Source organism: Flavobacterium sp. KACC 22758 (assembly GCF_028736135.1).
Classification (GTDB): Bacteria; Bacteroidota; Bacteroidia; order Flavobacteriales; family Flavobacteriaceae; genus Flavobacterium; species Flavobacterium johnsoniae.
The window spans coordinates 2,324,349-2,341,874 of sequence record NZ_CP117878.1; the positions used below are offsets into that span (position 1 = coordinate 2,324,349).

The 17,526-nt window shown below is 34.6% G+C and carries 13 protein-coding genes; 10 read left to right on the forward strand and 3 right to left on the reverse strand.

From position 1 onward, the window contains the following. Position 1: 1 nt before the first annotated feature. A complete protein-coding gene (locus PQ462_RS10020; protein ID WP_274253343.1) occupies positions 2 to 553 on the reverse strand; it encodes a GNAT family N-acetyltransferase in 552 nt (183 codons plus the stop codon). Positions 554 to 921: 368 nt separating this feature from the next. Here PQ462_RS10020 and PQ462_RS10025 point away from each other — a divergent pair, with 368 nt between their 5' ends. The 5 genes from PQ462_RS10025 (at position 922) to PQ462_RS10045 (ending at position 10,207) form a co-directional block, all read left to right on the forward strand. After that, the gene (locus PQ462_RS10025) at positions 922 to 3,867 is read left to right on the forward strand and encodes an Ig-like domain-containing protein (protein WP_274253344.1); all 2,946 of its coding nucleotides are present in this window, start codon (positions 922 to 924) and stop codon (positions 3,865 to 3,867) included. 428 nt (positions 3,868 to 4,295) lie between these two features. Continuing rightward, the gene (locus PQ462_RS10030; protein ID WP_274253345.1) at positions 4,296 to 6,986 is read left to right on the forward strand and encodes a PAS domain-containing sensor histidine kinase; all 2,691 of its coding nucleotides are present in this window, start codon (positions 4,296 to 4,298) and stop codon (positions 6,984 to 6,986) included. A gap of 2 nt (positions 6,987 to 6,988) precedes the next feature. Next, positions 6,989 to 7,441: a response regulator gene (locus PQ462_RS10035; RefSeq protein WP_274253346.1), complete on the forward strand. Its 453-nt coding sequence runs from the start codon at positions 6,989 to 6,991 to the stop codon at positions 7,439 to 7,441. A 121-nt stretch (positions 7,442 to 7,562) separates the two neighbouring features. Beyond that, positions 7,563 to 9,335, forward strand: a complete 1,773-nt coding sequence (locus tag PQ462_RS10040; protein ID WP_274253347.1) for a mechanosensitive ion channel family protein — start codon at positions 7,563 to 7,565, stop codon at positions 9,333 to 9,335. A 269-nt stretch (positions 9,336 to 9,604) separates the two neighbouring features. Beyond that, the gene (locus tag PQ462_RS10045) at positions 9,605 to 10,207 is read left to right on the forward strand and encodes a murein L,D-transpeptidase catalytic domain-containing protein (RefSeq protein WP_121361413.1); all 603 of its coding nucleotides are present in this window, start codon (positions 9,605 to 9,607) and stop codon (positions 10,205 to 10,207) included. A 108-nt stretch (positions 10,208 to 10,315) separates the two neighbouring features. Here the strand turns inward: PQ462_RS10045 and PQ462_RS10050 are convergent, their stop codons facing one another. Then, on the reverse strand, positions 10,316 to 10,828 hold the full coding sequence (locus PQ462_RS10050; RefSeq protein ID WP_274253348.1) for a hypothetical protein: 513 nt from the start codon (positions 10,826 to 10,828) through the stop codon (positions 10,316 to 10,318). Between the two features lie 416 nt (positions 10,829 to 11,244). Between PQ462_RS10050 and PQ462_RS10055 the strand changes: the two genes are divergently transcribed. After that, positions 11,245 to 11,853 (forward strand): GNAT family N-acetyltransferase, encoded by a 609-nt coding sequence (locus PQ462_RS10055; protein ID WP_274253349.1) that lies wholly within the window; start codon positions 11,245 to 11,247, stop codon positions 11,851 to 11,853. 85 nt (positions 11,854 to 11,938) lie between these two features. Continuing rightward, on the forward strand, positions 11,939 to 12,961 hold the full coding sequence (locus tag PQ462_RS10060; protein WP_012025182.1) for an LLM class flavin-dependent oxidoreductase: 1,023 nt from the start codon (positions 11,939 to 11,941) through the stop codon (positions 12,959 to 12,961). 71 nt (positions 12,962 to 13,032) lie between these two features. Here PQ462_RS10060 and PQ462_RS10065 read toward each other — a convergent pair whose 3' ends face one another. Beyond that, complete coding sequence (locus PQ462_RS10065) at positions 13,033 to 14,322, reverse strand: hypothetical protein (protein ID WP_274253350.1); 1,290 nt, start codon at positions 14,320 to 14,322, stop codon at positions 13,033 to 13,035. Between the two features lie 392 nt (positions 14,323 to 14,714). Here PQ462_RS10065 and PQ462_RS10070 point away from each other — a divergent pair, with 392 nt between their 5' ends. From PQ462_RS10070 to PQ462_RS10080, 3 genes are all read left to right on the forward strand, one after another. Beyond that, a complete protein-coding gene (locus PQ462_RS10070; RefSeq protein ID WP_121361410.1) occupies positions 14,715 to 15,293 on the forward strand; it encodes a Crp/Fnr family transcriptional regulator in 579 nt (192 codons plus the stop codon). A 162-nt stretch (positions 15,294 to 15,455) separates the two neighbouring features. Continuing rightward, positions 15,456 to 16,313 carry an SDR family oxidoreductase gene (locus PQ462_RS10075; protein ID WP_274253351.1) on the forward strand — a complete coding sequence of 286 codons (858 nt, stop codon included), beginning with the start codon at positions 15,456 to 15,458 and terminating at the stop codon, positions 16,311 to 16,313. 47 nt (positions 16,314 to 16,360) lie between these two features. Next, the gene (locus PQ462_RS10080; RefSeq protein WP_274253352.1) at positions 16,361 to 17,365 is read left to right on the forward strand and encodes a VOC family protein; all 1,005 of its coding nucleotides are present in this window, start codon (positions 16,361 to 16,363) and stop codon (positions 17,363 to 17,365) included. Positions 17,366 to 17,526 lie beyond the last annotated feature (161 nt).

Consider the following 17,526-nt stretch of genomic DNA (forward strand, 5'->3'; position numbering starts at 1 on the left):
ATTACTTTCGTTCGTCCCATTCTCTTTTTAACATTGCATATTGAAATTCACTTCCCCATTTCCCTTTAAAAAATATGTTTTCTATAAAATGACCTTCTTGTTTAAAACCGACACTCTGCAATAGTTTAATTGAAGCTGTATTCTCTGCATCGACTATTTCGACTACACGGTGTAATTTTAATTCATCAAATAAAAAAGTCAAAATGCCTAATAAAGTTTCTTTTGCAAACCCTTTTCTTTGTTCCAGATGTGAAATAGTAATTCCAATTTCGGCAATTCTTGTATCGTATTGATCAAGTTGAATGGCACAGTCGCCAATTAGCTGTTTGGTTTCGCGATTTTCAATTGCATATTGTACCCATTCACCGGCTTTTCCAAAATATTTAGCAGCGTTTTCTGTTATAAACTCTTCTGCCTGTTCTAAATTCATAACATCAAAACCTTGATATTTTGTAACTTCTGGATTCGAGCGGTAAATAATAAAGTTAGACAAATCATGTATATTGAGATGTCTTATAATTAGACGAGGCGTTTTTATATGCAATGACGTCATTGTTGGTATTAGTTAAGATTTTTTGCAAGTTATGAAAGTACATTTTTAATTTAATGCTTCGGATTAGTTTTTATTAGAATAAATAATACTCAGTTTTATTTTTAAGAAAAGAGAATATTATAATTTATGATGTTAAAAATTTCCATATTCTTATTAATTTGAGTAAAAATTATGAACTTCTCATCTAGATAAGTTCTTGATTTTTTATTTGTATTAAAATTTTATTTAATTGATTTTCAGTGTTTTATTTGTTTGAAAACGTTTTAGATATCTTGATTTTTATTCCACTTTTTTTGTAATCTTTTTTTTAGGTCTAGTTTCGTTATAATCCTATTTCTAGGAACTAACTATTTAAAAAACCGAAAATTATGAGAAAACAATTACATGGTATTTTATTTAAAAGAGAAAAAAGCTGCCACTTTATAATGTGGATTTTTTTCGTTCTTTTAACTTCAAATTTGTATGCGCAGCGAGGTTATTATGATGCAGCTTATAAAAGATACGAAGCAAACTTAGGACAATTGTCTAATGGAGCTTCAGTAACTGCAAAATCGTATAATCAAGCTGATTTACAGTCAGAAGCTTCAGATCAAATTTGTGTGAATATGTCTGCGTCAAATGCAGCAGTTCAATGGACTTTAACTGAGGCTGCAGACGGACTCGTTATTCGATATAGCGTTCCTGACGGTCAGTCTGGAACAATAGGCGTATATAATGGCAGTACAAAAATTACAACGCTTACTTTGACTTCGACATGGTCATGGGAATATTTGTGGAGTAATGGAAATCCAAATAACAACGGAATTACAAACCAAAATCCAAGAATGCGTTTTGATGAAGTACGTTATAAACTTCCAAGTAAAATACCAGTATCCGGAACATTGCGTTTGGTAAGAGAAACGGGTAATATTCACTTGGATTTTGCCGAAATGGAACCCATTCCGGCTGCAGTAACAGCGCCTTCAGGTTCTGTAACTTATACAGGAAACGGAAGTGATCTTCAAACTTTTATTGATGCCAACGGCGGTAAAAAAATATTTGTTCCAAGCGGGGTTTTTAATGTGAACCGCGAATTGTATTTTGGTTCTGCCAATACCTCTTTAATTGGAGCGGGAATGTGGTACACACAGATTAATTTTACCAATACCAGCAGCGGTAACGGAGGATTGAGAGCCAATGCAAGTAACATTTCTTTTTCAGATTTGTATTTAACGACAAATTCTGCTTCAAGAAGTAATTCTTATAAAGCGATAAATGGTGTATTTACATCTGGTTCAACAATAAAAAATATCTGGGCAGAACATTTTGAATGCGGCGCATGGATTGCTCAATATAATGTTGGCGGCCCTGCAATTGCAGATGGATTTACCTTATCACACTGCCGTTTTAGAAATAATTATGCTGATGGAATTAACCTTTGCAAAGGAACTGCAAATGCTATTGTTGAACATTGTAATTTTAGAAATAACGGTGACGACGATCAGGCAATCTGGTCTGCTAACGGGCAGGAATGTATCAACAATACTTTTAGATATAATACGTCAGAAAACTGCTGGCGTGCCTGCGGACTGGCTATTTATGGTGGGAAAAATAATAAAGCTTACAACCTGATTATTAAAGACAATCTGGAAGCAGGTATTCGTGTGAGCAATAATTTTGATGGTGCACCATTTAATAATGACGGAACCCATGAAATACACGATATTACAGTAAGTACGTGTGGTACTTTTAATGATACGTATAACAATCCTGTTGCGGCAGTAGATATTTTCAGCGCCAGCAATGCAGGAACTCAGGTTAAGAACGTTCAGTTGTATAATATCGATATTTTAGATTCAAGAAATGATGCTATTTCTATAAGCAAAAGATCTGGAGACGGTATTTATAATCTTAGTTTTAAAAACATTACAGTTAACGGAACAGGAAAAGAATATCCAAACAACAATGCTCTTAACAGAAATTGGGGCAGAGGTTATTTTGTACTTATTGCGGGTTCTCCCAACGGAAACGGAACGTACTGCAATATGAATTATTCTAACAGAGGAGGAAATGCAGCAGCTAATGAAGAAATTAGTGCGATTGGCAATTTTTCTTGGACACAAAGCAGTAACTGTTCTGTAACAAATGTTCCGGTAACAGGTGTAACAATTGCACCAACAACAGTAACGCTGGGTGCTGGCGCTACACAACAATTAACGCCGACTATTGCTCCTGCAAATGCAACAAACAAAAATGTATCGTATAGTTCTAATAATACTGGCGTGGCAACAGTAAATGCATTTGGTTTAGTTACTGCGATTGCATCCGGAACCGCAACAATAACGGTTACTACGCAAGATGGAGCTAAAACAGCATCTTCGGTAATTACTGTAAATTCATCAGCTGCAGCTGTAACAAGCGTTAGTTTAAGTCCTAATGCAGCATCATTATCAGTAGGAGGAACACAACAATTAACACCAACTGTTCTGCCTTCTAATGCAACAAATAAATCAGTAAGTTATAGTTCAAACAATACAGGTGTTGCTACAGTAAATGCTTCAGGACTTGTAACAGCAGTTGCTAATGGAACAGCAACAATTACAGTAACCACAGCAGACGGAAACAAAACCAGTACAGCCTTAATTACGGTAAGTACTGCCACAGGAAGTTATTTTACCATTAAAAACAAATGGACAAATAATTATTTATATGATGCAGGGGCTAATGTAGGTTATGGCGCAACTGTTGCAAATAACAATTATAAATGGGAAAAAATAGCTGTAGATGCTGCAAACTTTATCTTGAAAAATGTAGGTACAGGAGATGTAATGCATATTGAAAATTTGACAGGATCTGTACAGTGTACAGCAGCAGGATCTGACTGGTGGAGCGCACAATGGTCAACCGAAAATGTAGACGGAACCTGGGTAAGAATCAAAAACAGATGGCAGACAGGAAGTATGATTCATATTGAAAACCTAACAGGTTCTGCTCAATATGTGGGAGCTCAAAATAGCTGGGAAAGTGCACAATGGCAGTTTCAGGCAGCTTCGGCATCAAAAAAAATCAATGAAGCCGAAGTAACAGCCGAAAATAATACTGCTGTTAGTATTTACCCGAATCCGTCAGTTAATAATGAATTTAATATTGCATTACCGGAGTTAAGCCCAGATGATACAGCAACGATAACAGTTACAGATATAAACGGAAAAAAAGTTTTAGTAAAGAAACTGAATTCATCGGCAGCAATTAGTCATGATTTGGCTTCAGGAATATATGTTGTTACAATTCATTCAAATGCTTTAAATATTTCTAAAAAACTGATTGTGAAATAATTTGCAATAATATTTTTTAATTTAAATAAATCCAATAACCCTTATGCAGCATGCATAAGGGTTTTGTTTTTTTTAAACGAAATAAGCAGCCAGCATAAAATTTTGTAAAAATTAATGGGAATTATATAAAAACAAACTAAAAGTGGTAATTTATATTTGGTTTGTTATCTGTAGCTCAAATGAAATCATTTAGAACAATTGTTCACCTTAAAAAGAATTTTAAAGAGATTTGGATACTTCATATTTTTAAATTTAAAGTATTCATTTTTCATACGTATTCAGCTTTAAGACTTGATAGAATATGCGGGGCGGCTTGTAATAATTTTAATTTTTATACTGTCTGTTTTTTTTTAAATATTCGACGGTAATAAAGTATATTTGACAATTAGCAGTTAAGGCAATTAAGCTTTTTTAGATATTCTACAGCAATGGGGTTAACAGGTAATGATGAACTTTTTTATACAATTTTTAACTCTGCGGCAAACGGTCTTATTGCACTGCGGCCAGTATACAATAAAGAAAAGATTGAAGATTTCTTACTACTGTTCTGCAATTCCCGTATTCAAGAATATTTTGAAGTTGAACAATGTAAAGACCAGCTTTTTACAGATATTTTCAAACGTTATGATGCAGATATTCTCCTCGAAAAATTTACAGAAACTTTCGTAAATAGAATAAATTCTACTTTTGAAATCAGTTTTGAAATTAGAGAACAATTACATTGGTTTCGCTTTACGGCAGAAGAAAAAAACGGTTTACTAATCGTTACTGTTGAAAACATAACCGAATATAAAACAAAGAGAAACAATCTTATTGCCGCACTAACAGCGATTGAAAAGCAGGAAAGATTTTATAATTCCATTACCAATACCACACCAGATTTAGTGTATGTATTTGACCTTGCATATAATTTTACGTATGCCAACAAAGCTTTGCTGGATATGTGGGGCAAGTCAGCACAAGATGCTATAGGTAAAGGCTTAAGAGAGAACGGCTACGAAGAATGGCACGCATTGATGCATGAAAGAGAAATAGACGATGTTGCTGCTAATAAAAAAATGATTAGAGGCACCGTATCCTTTCCTCATGCAGAATTAGGGCGAAGAGTTTATGACTACATTTTTGCTCCGGTTTTTAATAAGCAGGGCGAAGTAGAAGCGGTAGCCGGAACAACACGCGATATTACAGAAATAAAACTGGCAGAAGAACAGCAGTTTTTAGCAAGAAAAAGGATAGAAGAAAGTGAATCCAGACTACAGTCGATGATTCACCAGACACCTTCGGCTACATTGGTTCTTATGGGAGCAGATTTGGTAATCGAGCAGATTAATAGACAAATGCTTGCTTTAATTGGCCGTGGCGAAGAAATTATAGGCATGCGTTTAATTGATGTTCTTCCGGAATTAAACGGGCAATATGTTTGGACACAGGTGCAGAACGTTTACAATAAAGGAATTCCTTTTGATCAGGCAGAAGTGCTTGTTCAGCATAACCGAACAGGCGAAATGCGCGACTATTATTATAATCTGGCATATCGCCCTTTAGTTCAGGATGGCGTAATAACAGGAATGATTCAGGTAGCAGAGGATGTTACAGAACAGGTTACGGCAAGAAACAAAATGGAAGAAAGCGAAAAGCGTTTCAGAGCTTTGGTAAATGCTTCTTCAGACTTTGTGTATCGTATGAATGCAGACTGGACTGTAATGAGGAGTTTAGAAACACTGGATTCTTATGCATCTGAAGGCGAACCGGTTTCTAACTGGATTAACAGTTATATTCATCCTGATGACCGGAAAAATGCTTTAAAACTTATATCTGAAGCAATAGATAATAAAAGTATTTTCCAATTAGAACATAGAGTTCTAAACGCAAATGGAACTATTGGCTGGAATTTTTCCAGAGTAGTTCCTATATTAGACGATAATAATACTATCATTGAGTGGTTTGGTGCCGCAAGTGATATTACTTCACAAAAAGAAGTACAGCAGATTATTAATGAAAGTGCAGAAAATTTTCGACAGCTTGCTGATTTGGTACCTCAGATTATATGGACAAGCAGGCCGGATGGTTTTATTGATTATTACAATAAACGCTGGTACGAGTATACGAATTTGAAAGAAAATGAATATGGTGATTCGAGCTGGATTTCTGTATTACACCCGGATGATGTAGAATTAGTTAAAGATAATTGGTATAAGAGTATTCAATCGGGTAATTTTTATCAGCTTGAATTTCGATTAAAAGATAGTGCTGCAGGAGAGTATCGATGGTATTTAAGTAAAGCTGTTCCTATCAGGGATGCATCAGGCGTTATTACAAAATGGTTTGGTACATCTACAGATATTCATGAACAAAAAACTGCTACCGAAAAATTAGAAGTCCTGATAAACGAACGCACGCGTGAACTGCAGCGTTCTAATGAAGACTTACAGCAGTTTGCTCATGTTGCTTCCCATGATTTAAAAGAACCGGTACGAAAAATAAAGACTTTTATAAGCAGGCTTGAAGATAATCTTGAAGGAAAACTCGATGACTCGGCAAAGAAATTCATTGACAGAATACACGTTGCATCAGATCGAATGTTTAACATGATAGAAGGTGTTCTGGCATATTCTAAAATAAATGCAGATCAGCAGAAACCAACAGTAGTGGATCTAAATGAAGTTTTAAAAAATATTGAAACTGATTTAGAAGTTTCTTTACAAAAAACAGGCGGTGAAATTTATTATGATAATCTTCCCGTGCTGGAAGGTGCACAGGTATTATTGTACCAGCTTTTTTACAACCTGATTAATAATTCTATTAAGTTCGCTAAAAATGATGTTCCGGTTAAAGTAAAATTATCATCAAAAATAATAAAACAACAGGATAATGATTTTGCCGTTATTACTGTTGAAGATAACGGAATTGGTTTTAACGAAAATCAGGCAGAAAGAATATTCGAAACTTTTACAAGACTTAATTCTAAAGATTCTTATGAAGGTACAGGTCTGGGGTTATCGCTCTGTAAAAAAATAGTTGAACGCCATGCAGGAACTATAACTGCATCAGGAAGTCCATATAATGGAGCAGTATTTACTATAATGCTTCCTTTGAAACAAGAAGAAAATGATATTTAAATATGAATAAAAAAATAATTTTACTGGCTGACGATGACAGAGATGATATAGAAATGTTTTGCGAGGCCTTAGAAATGGTTAATGAAAATATTATCTGCCATTGTGCACAAAACGGCGATCAGGCGTGGCGTATGCTAAACGACAACAATGAAAAACCACAGCTTATCTTTCTGGATATTAATATGCCTATTATGAATGGATGGGAATGTCTGAAATTAATAAAAAAAGATCAAAACTATCAGGATATTCCTGTGATCATGATTTCAACATCTTCGCATAAAAATGATATGGAGACGGCTTCTCAGCTGGGAGCACTAGGTTATTTTGTAAAACCAAATGATTTTAATGATTTAAAAAGCATGCTCAAAATTATTACTTCCAATGGAGGAACAGATTTGAGTGATGCTTTAAATAATCTGCAAAACAGTGGTTCAAAATACATTTTTCATTTGTAAAAGAGTTCAAAACAACCCTTATTTTAAAGTTTAGAATAAAAAAAGTATTGCTTCTTTTTCCTGTAGAAAGATTTCTTTTATCTCCTATATTTCTTATTTTTAGTATTCTAAAATAAAAAGCATGATTTTAAGTGTGAAGCGTTTAGTGTCCTCTTTGCTTTTATTAGCAGCATTACTGATAAATTCTAATGCAGTTACAGCCCAATTATTGGGTTCGGCAAAAACTACAACAGAAGAACCGGCAAAAGCTCCGGAAGATTCTTTGGGAAGAAGAACACCTCAGGGAACTGTTAATGGATTTATTAAAGCTATTGGCGAGCAGAATTACCTGCGTGCCAGCCAGTATCTGGTACTAAGTAAACGCTCTTACCGCAAAACAACCGAAAGAATACGCATAGTAAAAACATTTCAACAGCTTTTAGATCAGGGCGGTAACCTTTCGCCCTCGTCCATTATAAGCAATAAAGAAACCGGGCGGACAGACGATGATCTGGCAACGGGTGTAGATCTTGTAGGGAATATTTCTACGGGTAAAGAAACCATACAGCTCTATGTAGAAAATCAATCAGATGACAGCCAGCCCGCATTATGGCTTTTCTCTGCCGAAACAGTAGAATCCATACTTTCAGCCGATATTAGAGGAGAAAAAACTTTTTTAGATCGTATACTTCCTCATTATTTAAAGGAACGAAAATTAGGAAACGTTCCTATTGGTCATTGGGCAGTAGTAGTTGTCATGACGATTTTATCTTATTTATTGGCCAGAATATTAATTTTCGTAATAGGTTTTGTGATTCAAAAGCTATGGAAAAAAGCCGATACAGAAAATGGAACAGCAATTATAGAGGCATTGACACTGCCGGTTCACATGTATCTTACCGTAATTTTGTTTGTTGCCTTTACACAGCGCATGGGAATTTCCATAGTCGTCCGCCAGCGTTTTAGTATTATTATAATCACCATTGGAATCGTAGCTTTTTTGATACTGCTTTGGAGAATGACCGATTTTGTGAGTATGTTTGCGCGAAGCAGAATGAGCAGGAAGGGCCGGATTTCTGCCATATCGGCAATTTTGTTTTTGAGCCGTACTACTAAAGCTGCCATTGTTTTTGTTGGAATTATTGCAATTCTCGGAATTATTGGTGTAGATGTTACGGCAGGACTTGCGGCACTTGGTATTGGAGGTATCGCCCTGGCTTTGGGAGCGCAGAAAACTATAGAAAACTTTGTTGGCAGCGTCAGCCTTATTGCAGATCAGCCTTTAAGAGTAGGCGATTACTGCCGGGTTGATGATATTAAAGGAACAGTTGAGTCTATCGGAATGCGATCTACCACACTTCGTACTTCTGCTAGAACTATTGTAACGATTCCTAACGGACAATTATCGGCCAGTAAAATAGAAAACTTTGCCCATCGCGACCGTTTTATATTTAATCCGGTATTTACCTTTAGAATGGAAACTACTCCTGACCAAATGCGTTATCTTTTAGTAGAACTAAGATCTTTACTATATGCTCATCCTGCAGTTTTAAATTCTCCGCCTGTAGTTCGTTTTACAGGAATAACTGCAGATGCTTTAAAAGTTGAAATTACGGCATATATAGAAGCATTAAATTTTGATATATCTCAAGAAGTACAAGAAGATATTTTGCTTCGAATGATGGATATTATAGAAGCAAGCGGAACATCTTTAGCCTATCCGTCTCAAACACTTTATATGGCTCAAGATAGTTTACCTTCAAATGAAAAAGCGGCAGCAGTTGCAGAAACGGTTAAAAAATGGAAAGAAAAAAATGAATTGCAGCTGCCTAAATTTGATCCCAAGCGTGTTGAAGAAATTAAAGACAGTATTAAATATCCTGGAGAAGGCAGTTTTAAGCCAAATGAAGATTGATTTTTTTGATATGACTATGTGTATGAGGTAATTAGATTTTGATGAAAAAATGTTTTTTGAAGAACATTTTATAAGATTTTTTAATTCAAAATTTCAAAATATGATATAAAAAGTGTTAAAAATTACTGTAAACGTCAAGTTTTCAAATATTTATAATATATTTAACACTGCAAACATGGGAATTCTGTAAAATTTGTGCATAATTTTGCAATGTCAAAAACTTGATAGAAGTCCCAAAACTGCTTTTAACTTTAATTTACTGTCTTAATATGAGAATATTTTTTATGGCACTGCTTTTTTCTTTAAGTTCGTTTACCACTTACAAGACTGCGGACAATAAAGAAATTTTATCTGAACTGGAAATGATAAGACTTACAGAGCATGTAAATGAAATCAAAACATTTACTGCTTCAAATCATGGCTACAATAAGAAAATCGCTTTTCTTGTAGATATGAAAATCAAATCAGGTAAAAATCGTTTTTTTGTATATGACTTACAAAATAACCAAATTATCGATCAAGGACTAGTTGCACATGGTTCAGGATCAGAAACCGGAATAAAAGGTGATATTCTTCAATTTAGCAATACCCCAAATTCTAACTGTACATCATTAGGCCGTTATTGCGTAGAAAAACCTTATAAAGGTGTTTTCGGAAAAGCATTCAGATTGAGCGGTATGGATGAAACTAACAGCAATGCTTTAAAAAGAGCTATCGTACTGCACTGCTACAAAGAAGTTCCAGACGATGAAAAAGAATACTATATAATAAACAGCCACGGCTGCCCAATGGTAAGTGAACTTTTCTTTAAAAGACTTGAAAAAATAATTGACAGCTCAGATTCTAAAATCATGCTTTCAGTTTATTATTAAAAATCAGAATGCAATTTTTAGCAGAAACTGCTAAAACAAAATATCAAATACAAAGGGAGCTTTTACAGCTCTCTTTTTTTATACATCATTCCGCGTCATTTTTGAAAATTAAATTATTCCTTTTTTTCTAATTCGATATACTTTTAAAGTATCCATCGCTCTTTTAAAACAAGGTTTGTTTAAAACTAAATTTCTGATATCAATTCCAAAAGCTCTATTTCTCATTTCCTTATTTGACAGTGCTTTAGTATCAGAACAATTCGGTCTGTAATTAATTCTAATAGTGTTTAAGATTTTGCCTTCTTTAAAAAATTCAATTTGATCTTCAGAACTCGGCATAAGCCAATAACATTCAGGATAACTGTAATCGCCTCTAATTTCATCTATTTTGTTTTTAGAGATAGAACTGAGCAGTTTAATACTGTCGTTTTTAGTAAATAAAATAGTGTCCAGATTTTCTTGTCCGCGGTAAAATGTTCTAACTGTTTTATTTTTAAAATCAAAAGCAACACATTTTTCATATTTAAATAAAATTGAAATATCAGTATCTGGTTTCTGTTTTGTATTGCATGAACTAAAAATTAAAGCGATAATAAGTAAGGGGAAAATGGTATTTTTCATGTTGTGAAAATTAATAAATTACTTTTTTGTTTTCAATTATCTTTTCATTTTGAGCAGCTGTTTTATCATTTTGATAGGCTTTTATAAATAGAAAATGGCTTGTCTTTTTTATTATATTGATAATCAATGTATTTTGTTACCCTAGAATGTTTTGGCATATCATTTGTTTTTTATTTTAAAAATAAAAGCAAAATAATTGTACTATGAAAGGGAATAAAACCAGAAGTAAAGAGATTACAAAAGTGTATCTATCTAATAAATCTCTGCAGCATAAAAACAGAATCATCAATTTAATGGTATTTACGATAGTTTTCTTTATCGCTCTTTTGCTAATCTCACAAATAGTTTAACAGTTTAGAGTTTAGCATTTGAATTTCGATAGAGTAGTATTACAAATAGAAATTTTCTAAACTGATATGAAAACTATAAAGCGTAAAAAAGAAACCGCTGCAATTTTGCCTTATGCGGTGTCTAAAGAACCAGTTGATTTTAGTATTGAAACTGCCGGGCCTGCTCACATTTTATGGATAAATGAAATTTGTGAAGTAACATTACTATCGGCTATAGCACGTGGAACGGGTATATCTGGGCGTTCACCGGAACTTCTTATGGAAAAAATGAAAAAGGGAGAAGCTGTTATTGCATTTACTGCAGACGGAAGATGGGCAGGTTTTTCCTTTATTTCTTCTTGGGAAAACGGCCGTTATGTTTCAAATTCTGGTTTGATTGTCGCGCCAGATTTCAGACATACCGGATTAGCGAAAAAAATTAAAAGAAAGATTTTTGAACTTAGTATTCAAAAATATCCTAACGCTAAAATATTTAGCCTTACAACTGGTCTTGCGGTAATGAAAATGAACCATGAACTGGGATTTGAACCTGTAACATATTCTGAACTGCCCAGTGACGAAGAATTTTGGGATAATTGCAAAACCTGTGTCAATTGTCCTATTTTAAAAAGTAAGAACAGAAAAAACTGTTTATGCACTGCAATGCTTTATGATCCAAAAAATATTCAAATATAAAACAGACTCCGTGTTTGCTGTAAAAATTAGTAACAAAATTGATTTTTGATGCGTATATTTGATATAGTAAAAAAAGGAAGCATTTATGAAAAAGCTAGGATTTTTATCATTTGGGCATTGGTCAAATAATCCATCATATCAATCTCGTACAGCTGCTGATACACTGCTTCAATCTATCGATTTGGCGGTAGCTGCAGAACAAATAGGTTTAGACGGAGCTTATTTTCGTGTGCATCATTTTGCGCAACAGCTCGCATCGCCTTTTCCTTTGCTTTCTGCAATTGGTGCCAAAACAAGCAAAATTGAGATAGGAACAGGAGTAATCGATATGCGGTACGAAAATCCATTGTATATGGTAGAAGACGCCGGTGCAGCCGATTTGATATCTGGAGGACGTTTACAACTGGGAATAAGCAGAGGATCACCGGAACAGGTCATTGACGGATGGCATTATTTTGGTTACGAACCAATGGCTGGTGAAACAGATGCCGATATGGGACGAAAAAAAGCATTGGATTTTTTAGAAGGACTAAAAGGTGAAGGATTTGCAGAACCTAATCCATATCCAATGTTTCCAAATCCGCCGGGATTGTTACGTGTTGAACCGCATTCTGAAGGATTAAGAGAACGAATCTGGTGGGGAGCCGCATCGAATGCAACTGCTGTCTGGGCGGCTGAAAACGGTATGCATCTTCAAAGTTCTACCCTTAAGTACGATGAAAATGGTAAACCCTTTCATGTTCAGCAGGCAGAACAAATCAGATTGTATAAGGAAGCTTGGGAAAAAGCAGGACATCAGCGTGAAGCAAGAGTTTCGGTAAGCCGTTCCATTTTTGCAATAGTTAATGAACAGGACAGGTATTACTTTGGCGGACAAGGCAAAGGAGCTGACAGTTTTGGTTATATCGAACGCGATAAAAGAGCTGTTTTTGGAAAAAGCTACGCAGCCGAACCAGACAAACTAATCGAAGAACTAAGTCAGGACGAAGCGATAAAGGAAGCCGATACATTACTGCTTACAATTCCTAATACTTTGGGTGTAGATTATAATGTACATATTTTGTCTTCAATTTTAGAACATATTGCTCCTGCATTAGGATGGAGATAGAAGGGAAATTAATAAATAAAAAAAAGGAACTGAAATATCAGTTCCTTTTTTATTGCTTTTTAAAAGCTTTATTATTTTCCGCTTGAAGCAGTAATTTTTCCTAATTGAAGTCTAAAATCTGGTCTTTTAGCATTATATACGTCAACAAAAGTTTCTTTATTATCTGTTTGTGAATAAACGTTAAAGAAAACACTGTTTCCATACCAGTTTTCTAAATCTGAATTGTCGCTTTTGTTTTCTGCAAAAATGTTCCCGCTGCATTGGTTAAAAAACATTTCTTCAAATTTGATTTTCTTTAAGTTATCAGCATTGATTTCAGTTTTGCTGTCAATTAAAACCGCAGGATTAAATCCAGAAACTACACTTCTTTTTAATTCTAAAGAAGCATTTTCAGCAACATAAACAGCTTCTTTTACTAAACCAGCCTGAATATCAGCTTTAATTTTTTCGCTGTCATTAAGCATTGTAATGTTTGTAGCAGAAACAAATGTAGATTTTTTCGTAAAGTCAGTTTCGCTTTTCTTTTCGTAAGCTTTAACCTCTAAACATCTAGAGCCGTCTTTGTTACTAGATAAGTAAGAAGATCTTACTGCTAACGAATTAAACAAACGACATTGTATACCTTGTGTAAATTTAAAATCATCATTGATTGATTTGTATGAAACTAACTGAGAAGCATTTACATCTCCGCCGTAAAAAGCAAACGAATCACCGCCTGAGTAACTTACCATGATATTTTCTATAACAGTTTTATTACCAACACCTGCAATAGTCAATGCATTAAAAGTATCGGCACCTTTTACTCTTTTACCAGCAAATTCAATTCTTACAAACTTTAATACTCCTGAGTTTGATGCTGTATTATTTCCACCATACACAGTAAGAGCAGGATCAAGATCCATGTTGTAAGAGCCAACGCTGCCAAATTTGTTAATTGGAGCATCACCAAGAATTACTAAACCTCCCCAGTCTCCAGCTTTTTTCATGCTGCTGTTTGAGGTAAAAACAATTGGATCAGTTTCTTGTCCTTCTGCCATTATTTTCGCACCTTTAGTGATGATTAAAGCACCTTTAGTACTTACATCGCCAATAATCATTGTACCTGGCTCAATAGTCAAAACTGCATTGTTTGTTACATAAACATTTCCCTGAAGAATGTATACGTTTCTTTTCATCAGTTTTGTGTTTTCAGTAATGTTTCCAGCTAAAATTTGATTTGCATCTTTAGATTCGGACTTGTGAGGTTTAAATTCTGTCCAGTTGTCCAGCCAGTTGTTGTAACCAATAATTCCTTTTTCTTGTTGTGCGTTTACGCCGGCAGCTGTCAGCAGTAAACAAATCATTAGAGTAATTTTTTTCATAGTCTTGGGGGCTATTTAGGTATTATACAATTTTTAAACATCTCAGAACGAAGCTTTTATTCAATACAGCTGTTTTTGACCTTCGGCAACCGTTAAGTGAACATTTATTTTAAATAGAACTTTTAAAAAAAATATCAGAGTAGGTTTTTCTGCAGTGTTATACACAAATATAATCAAAAAGGTTTACATAGACCTTGATTTTACTGATATTTAACATTTGCTGCAGTAAATTTAATACAGCACATTTTTTTAAATTAGCACTACAGATATTTAACGATGAGTAAAGGCTTTTATTGTGCCGAAAATTCCTAGAATTAACTTTCTTGCAATATCTCTTCTTCTCGTAAAATCAAATTTGCCGATAAAGACCCTTTTATATAATTTTACATGCTATGTATGAAATATTCCAAAAATACCTTGAAGATAAAACTGAACTGACACAGGCAGAATCAGAACGTATACAATCATTTGCTATTATTAAAAAACTTCGTAAAAGACAATATCTGCTTCAGGAAGGAGATGTCTGGAAATATGACGCCTTTATTACTCAGGGCTGTGTTAGAACTTATACCGTAGATGAAAAAGGAAGCGAGCATGTAAACAGTTTTAGTATAGAGAACTGGTGGACAGGCGACAGGGAGAGTTTAATGATGCAGCAGCCGTCACGTTTTAATATAGATGCTATAGAAGATACCGAGCTTGTTCTTTTTACTCATGAGAATTTTGAACTGCTGTGCAGAGAAATTCCCGCGTTTAATAATATGGTTAATGCTATTTTGCAAAGAAGTTTTATAGCCGCTCAAAACAGAATTCAGGCTTCACTGACTTTAACAGCCGAAGAAAAGTATTTAAATTTTATAAATAAATACCCGGGATTTGCTTCGAGGATTCCGCAGACCATGATTGCTTCATATCTGGGCATGACACCAGAAACGCTAAGTCGTATTCGAAAACAAACCGCAAAAAAATAATATGATCAGGAGCTTTTAAAGCTCCTTTTTTATGCCTGCTTCAAACTCTTGATCTAAATCAAGTTTTTACTTATTTCTAATCAATGTACAGGTTTTGCATTCGTCGCAACTTTGTAATGTTCAAAAGAAACAAACATTATAAACATTTAAAAATTAGAAATCATGTCAAAAACAATTTTCATTACAGGAACAAGTACAGGCTTTGGAAAATTAACAGCTTTAACATTAGCAAACGCTGGTCATTCAGTAATTGCAGGAATGCGCAACACAAACGATAAAAATGCCGCAGCCGCAAAAGAACTGGGAGCAGTAGAAAACATTGAAGTAGTAGATATCGATGTTACTGATGATGCATCAGTTAACAAAGCCATTGAAAAAGTAATCACTAAATACGGCAAAATTGATGTATTGATAAACAATGCAGCAGTAAGCGGTTTTGGTCTGCTTGAAGGCTACTCAATCGATCAGGTTCGCAAAATGTTCGATGTAAACGTTTACAGCGTGCTTCGTATGTATCAGGCGGTGCTTCCTTCTATGAGAAAAGAAAGAAACGGACTTGTCATTAATATTACAACCGGAGCAAGCGGACACACACTTCCTTTTATGGTTCCGTATATCGCATCAAAACTTGTAGTAGAAAGTTTTACAGAAGGATTGCAAGACGAACTTGCTGATTACGGAATTGAAAACGTAAGCATCCAGCCGGGAGTTTATCCAACAGAAATGAATAACGGATCGAAAGCGGGTATTTATGCTGATAAAACAGAAATTATAGAACAATACGGCGAAGCTGCAACAGAAAAATTCAACGCATTGGGCACAGCATTATTTGGCAAAATGGCACAGTTCGATATGAATCCGCAGACTATTGCCGATGGTATTCTGGAATTGGTAAGTATGAAAAAAGGAGAGAGACCGCTTCGTTTTCCGCTTGATGCCATTGCTCAGGGAACTGATAAAGAATTTATAGAATCCCGTGCTGCTATTAAAGCAAAATGGGTAGCTGCTTACACTAATTAATTTTCCTTTTAAACACATTTAATAATTTACAACACATATAAATAATCATGAAAACAACTCATAAAAAATCAAATAAAAAAGTACAGACTTCAGCAGCGGCAATACTTAATTTAATACTGCTTTTTTCAGCTTCAGAAAAAACAGCCGCACAAACTAGTGCAGGAATCGTTGGAATCGATCACGTGGGCATTAATGTGCCGGATCTCAATAAAGCCGTTATATTTTTTAACGATGTACTTGGTTTTACGCCCGTAACACAATTAGGACCAATTCCGCTTGATGCCGACTGGAAAAAATTAAATAAAATTAATCCTAATACTGGTGCTGTTACCATAAAAATGATCAATGCAGGAAACGGAGCAAGCATAGAAGTGTTTGAATATGCAGATAACAAAGGAAGCAAAACACATCCTAATACAGATGATATTGGAGCATCACACATTGCGTTTTATGTAAATGATATTAATGACGCAGTGCAGTATTTAAAAAGCAAAGACGTAAAAATAATAGGAGAACCTTTTACAATGCCTTCTGGTGATACAGCAGGAGAAACCTGGGTTTATTTTGAAACACCTTGGGGGTCTAAAATGGAACTGGTTTCGTATCCAAACGGAAAAGGATATGAAAAATCACATCCTAAAACTATATTATGGTCGCCAAAAAATGTGTCAGTGAAAAAAGTTTCTCCAGACGATTTCGATTCTAAAAAGAACACGGCAATAGTAGAAAATCATCTTAAAATTTGGAATGAAAAAGACGAAACAAAACGCAAAGTTCTATTAAATAAAGTGTATACTGTTAATGTTGAAATGGTTGACCGTCATTTTATTGCAGAAGGAATTGAGGATATCAGTAAGTTTATTGTAGAACTTCAAACTAAAAATCCGGATTTCAGGTTTACTGCCAAATCAGTAGAGACAAATCATAACATTGTTCGATTGTACTGGCAGTTTGGTTCAAAAGAAAAACCGGCTGTTGTAAGCGGTATGGATTTGTTTGTAATTGAAAACGGAAAAGTACAGAAATTATACGTTTTTGTAGATCAGAAATAATTGACCCATTCAATTTTATCAGTTTTAAAAAGCCAGCGTACCTATCGTCTGGCTTTTTAACTTTAAATCAGGATGTGCCTCTGTTAAAACCTATTGTATCTCTGTAGAGCTGTGAACGCTTTATTGATACCATGCGCGGCTGGCAGACTTTTGTAAAAGCA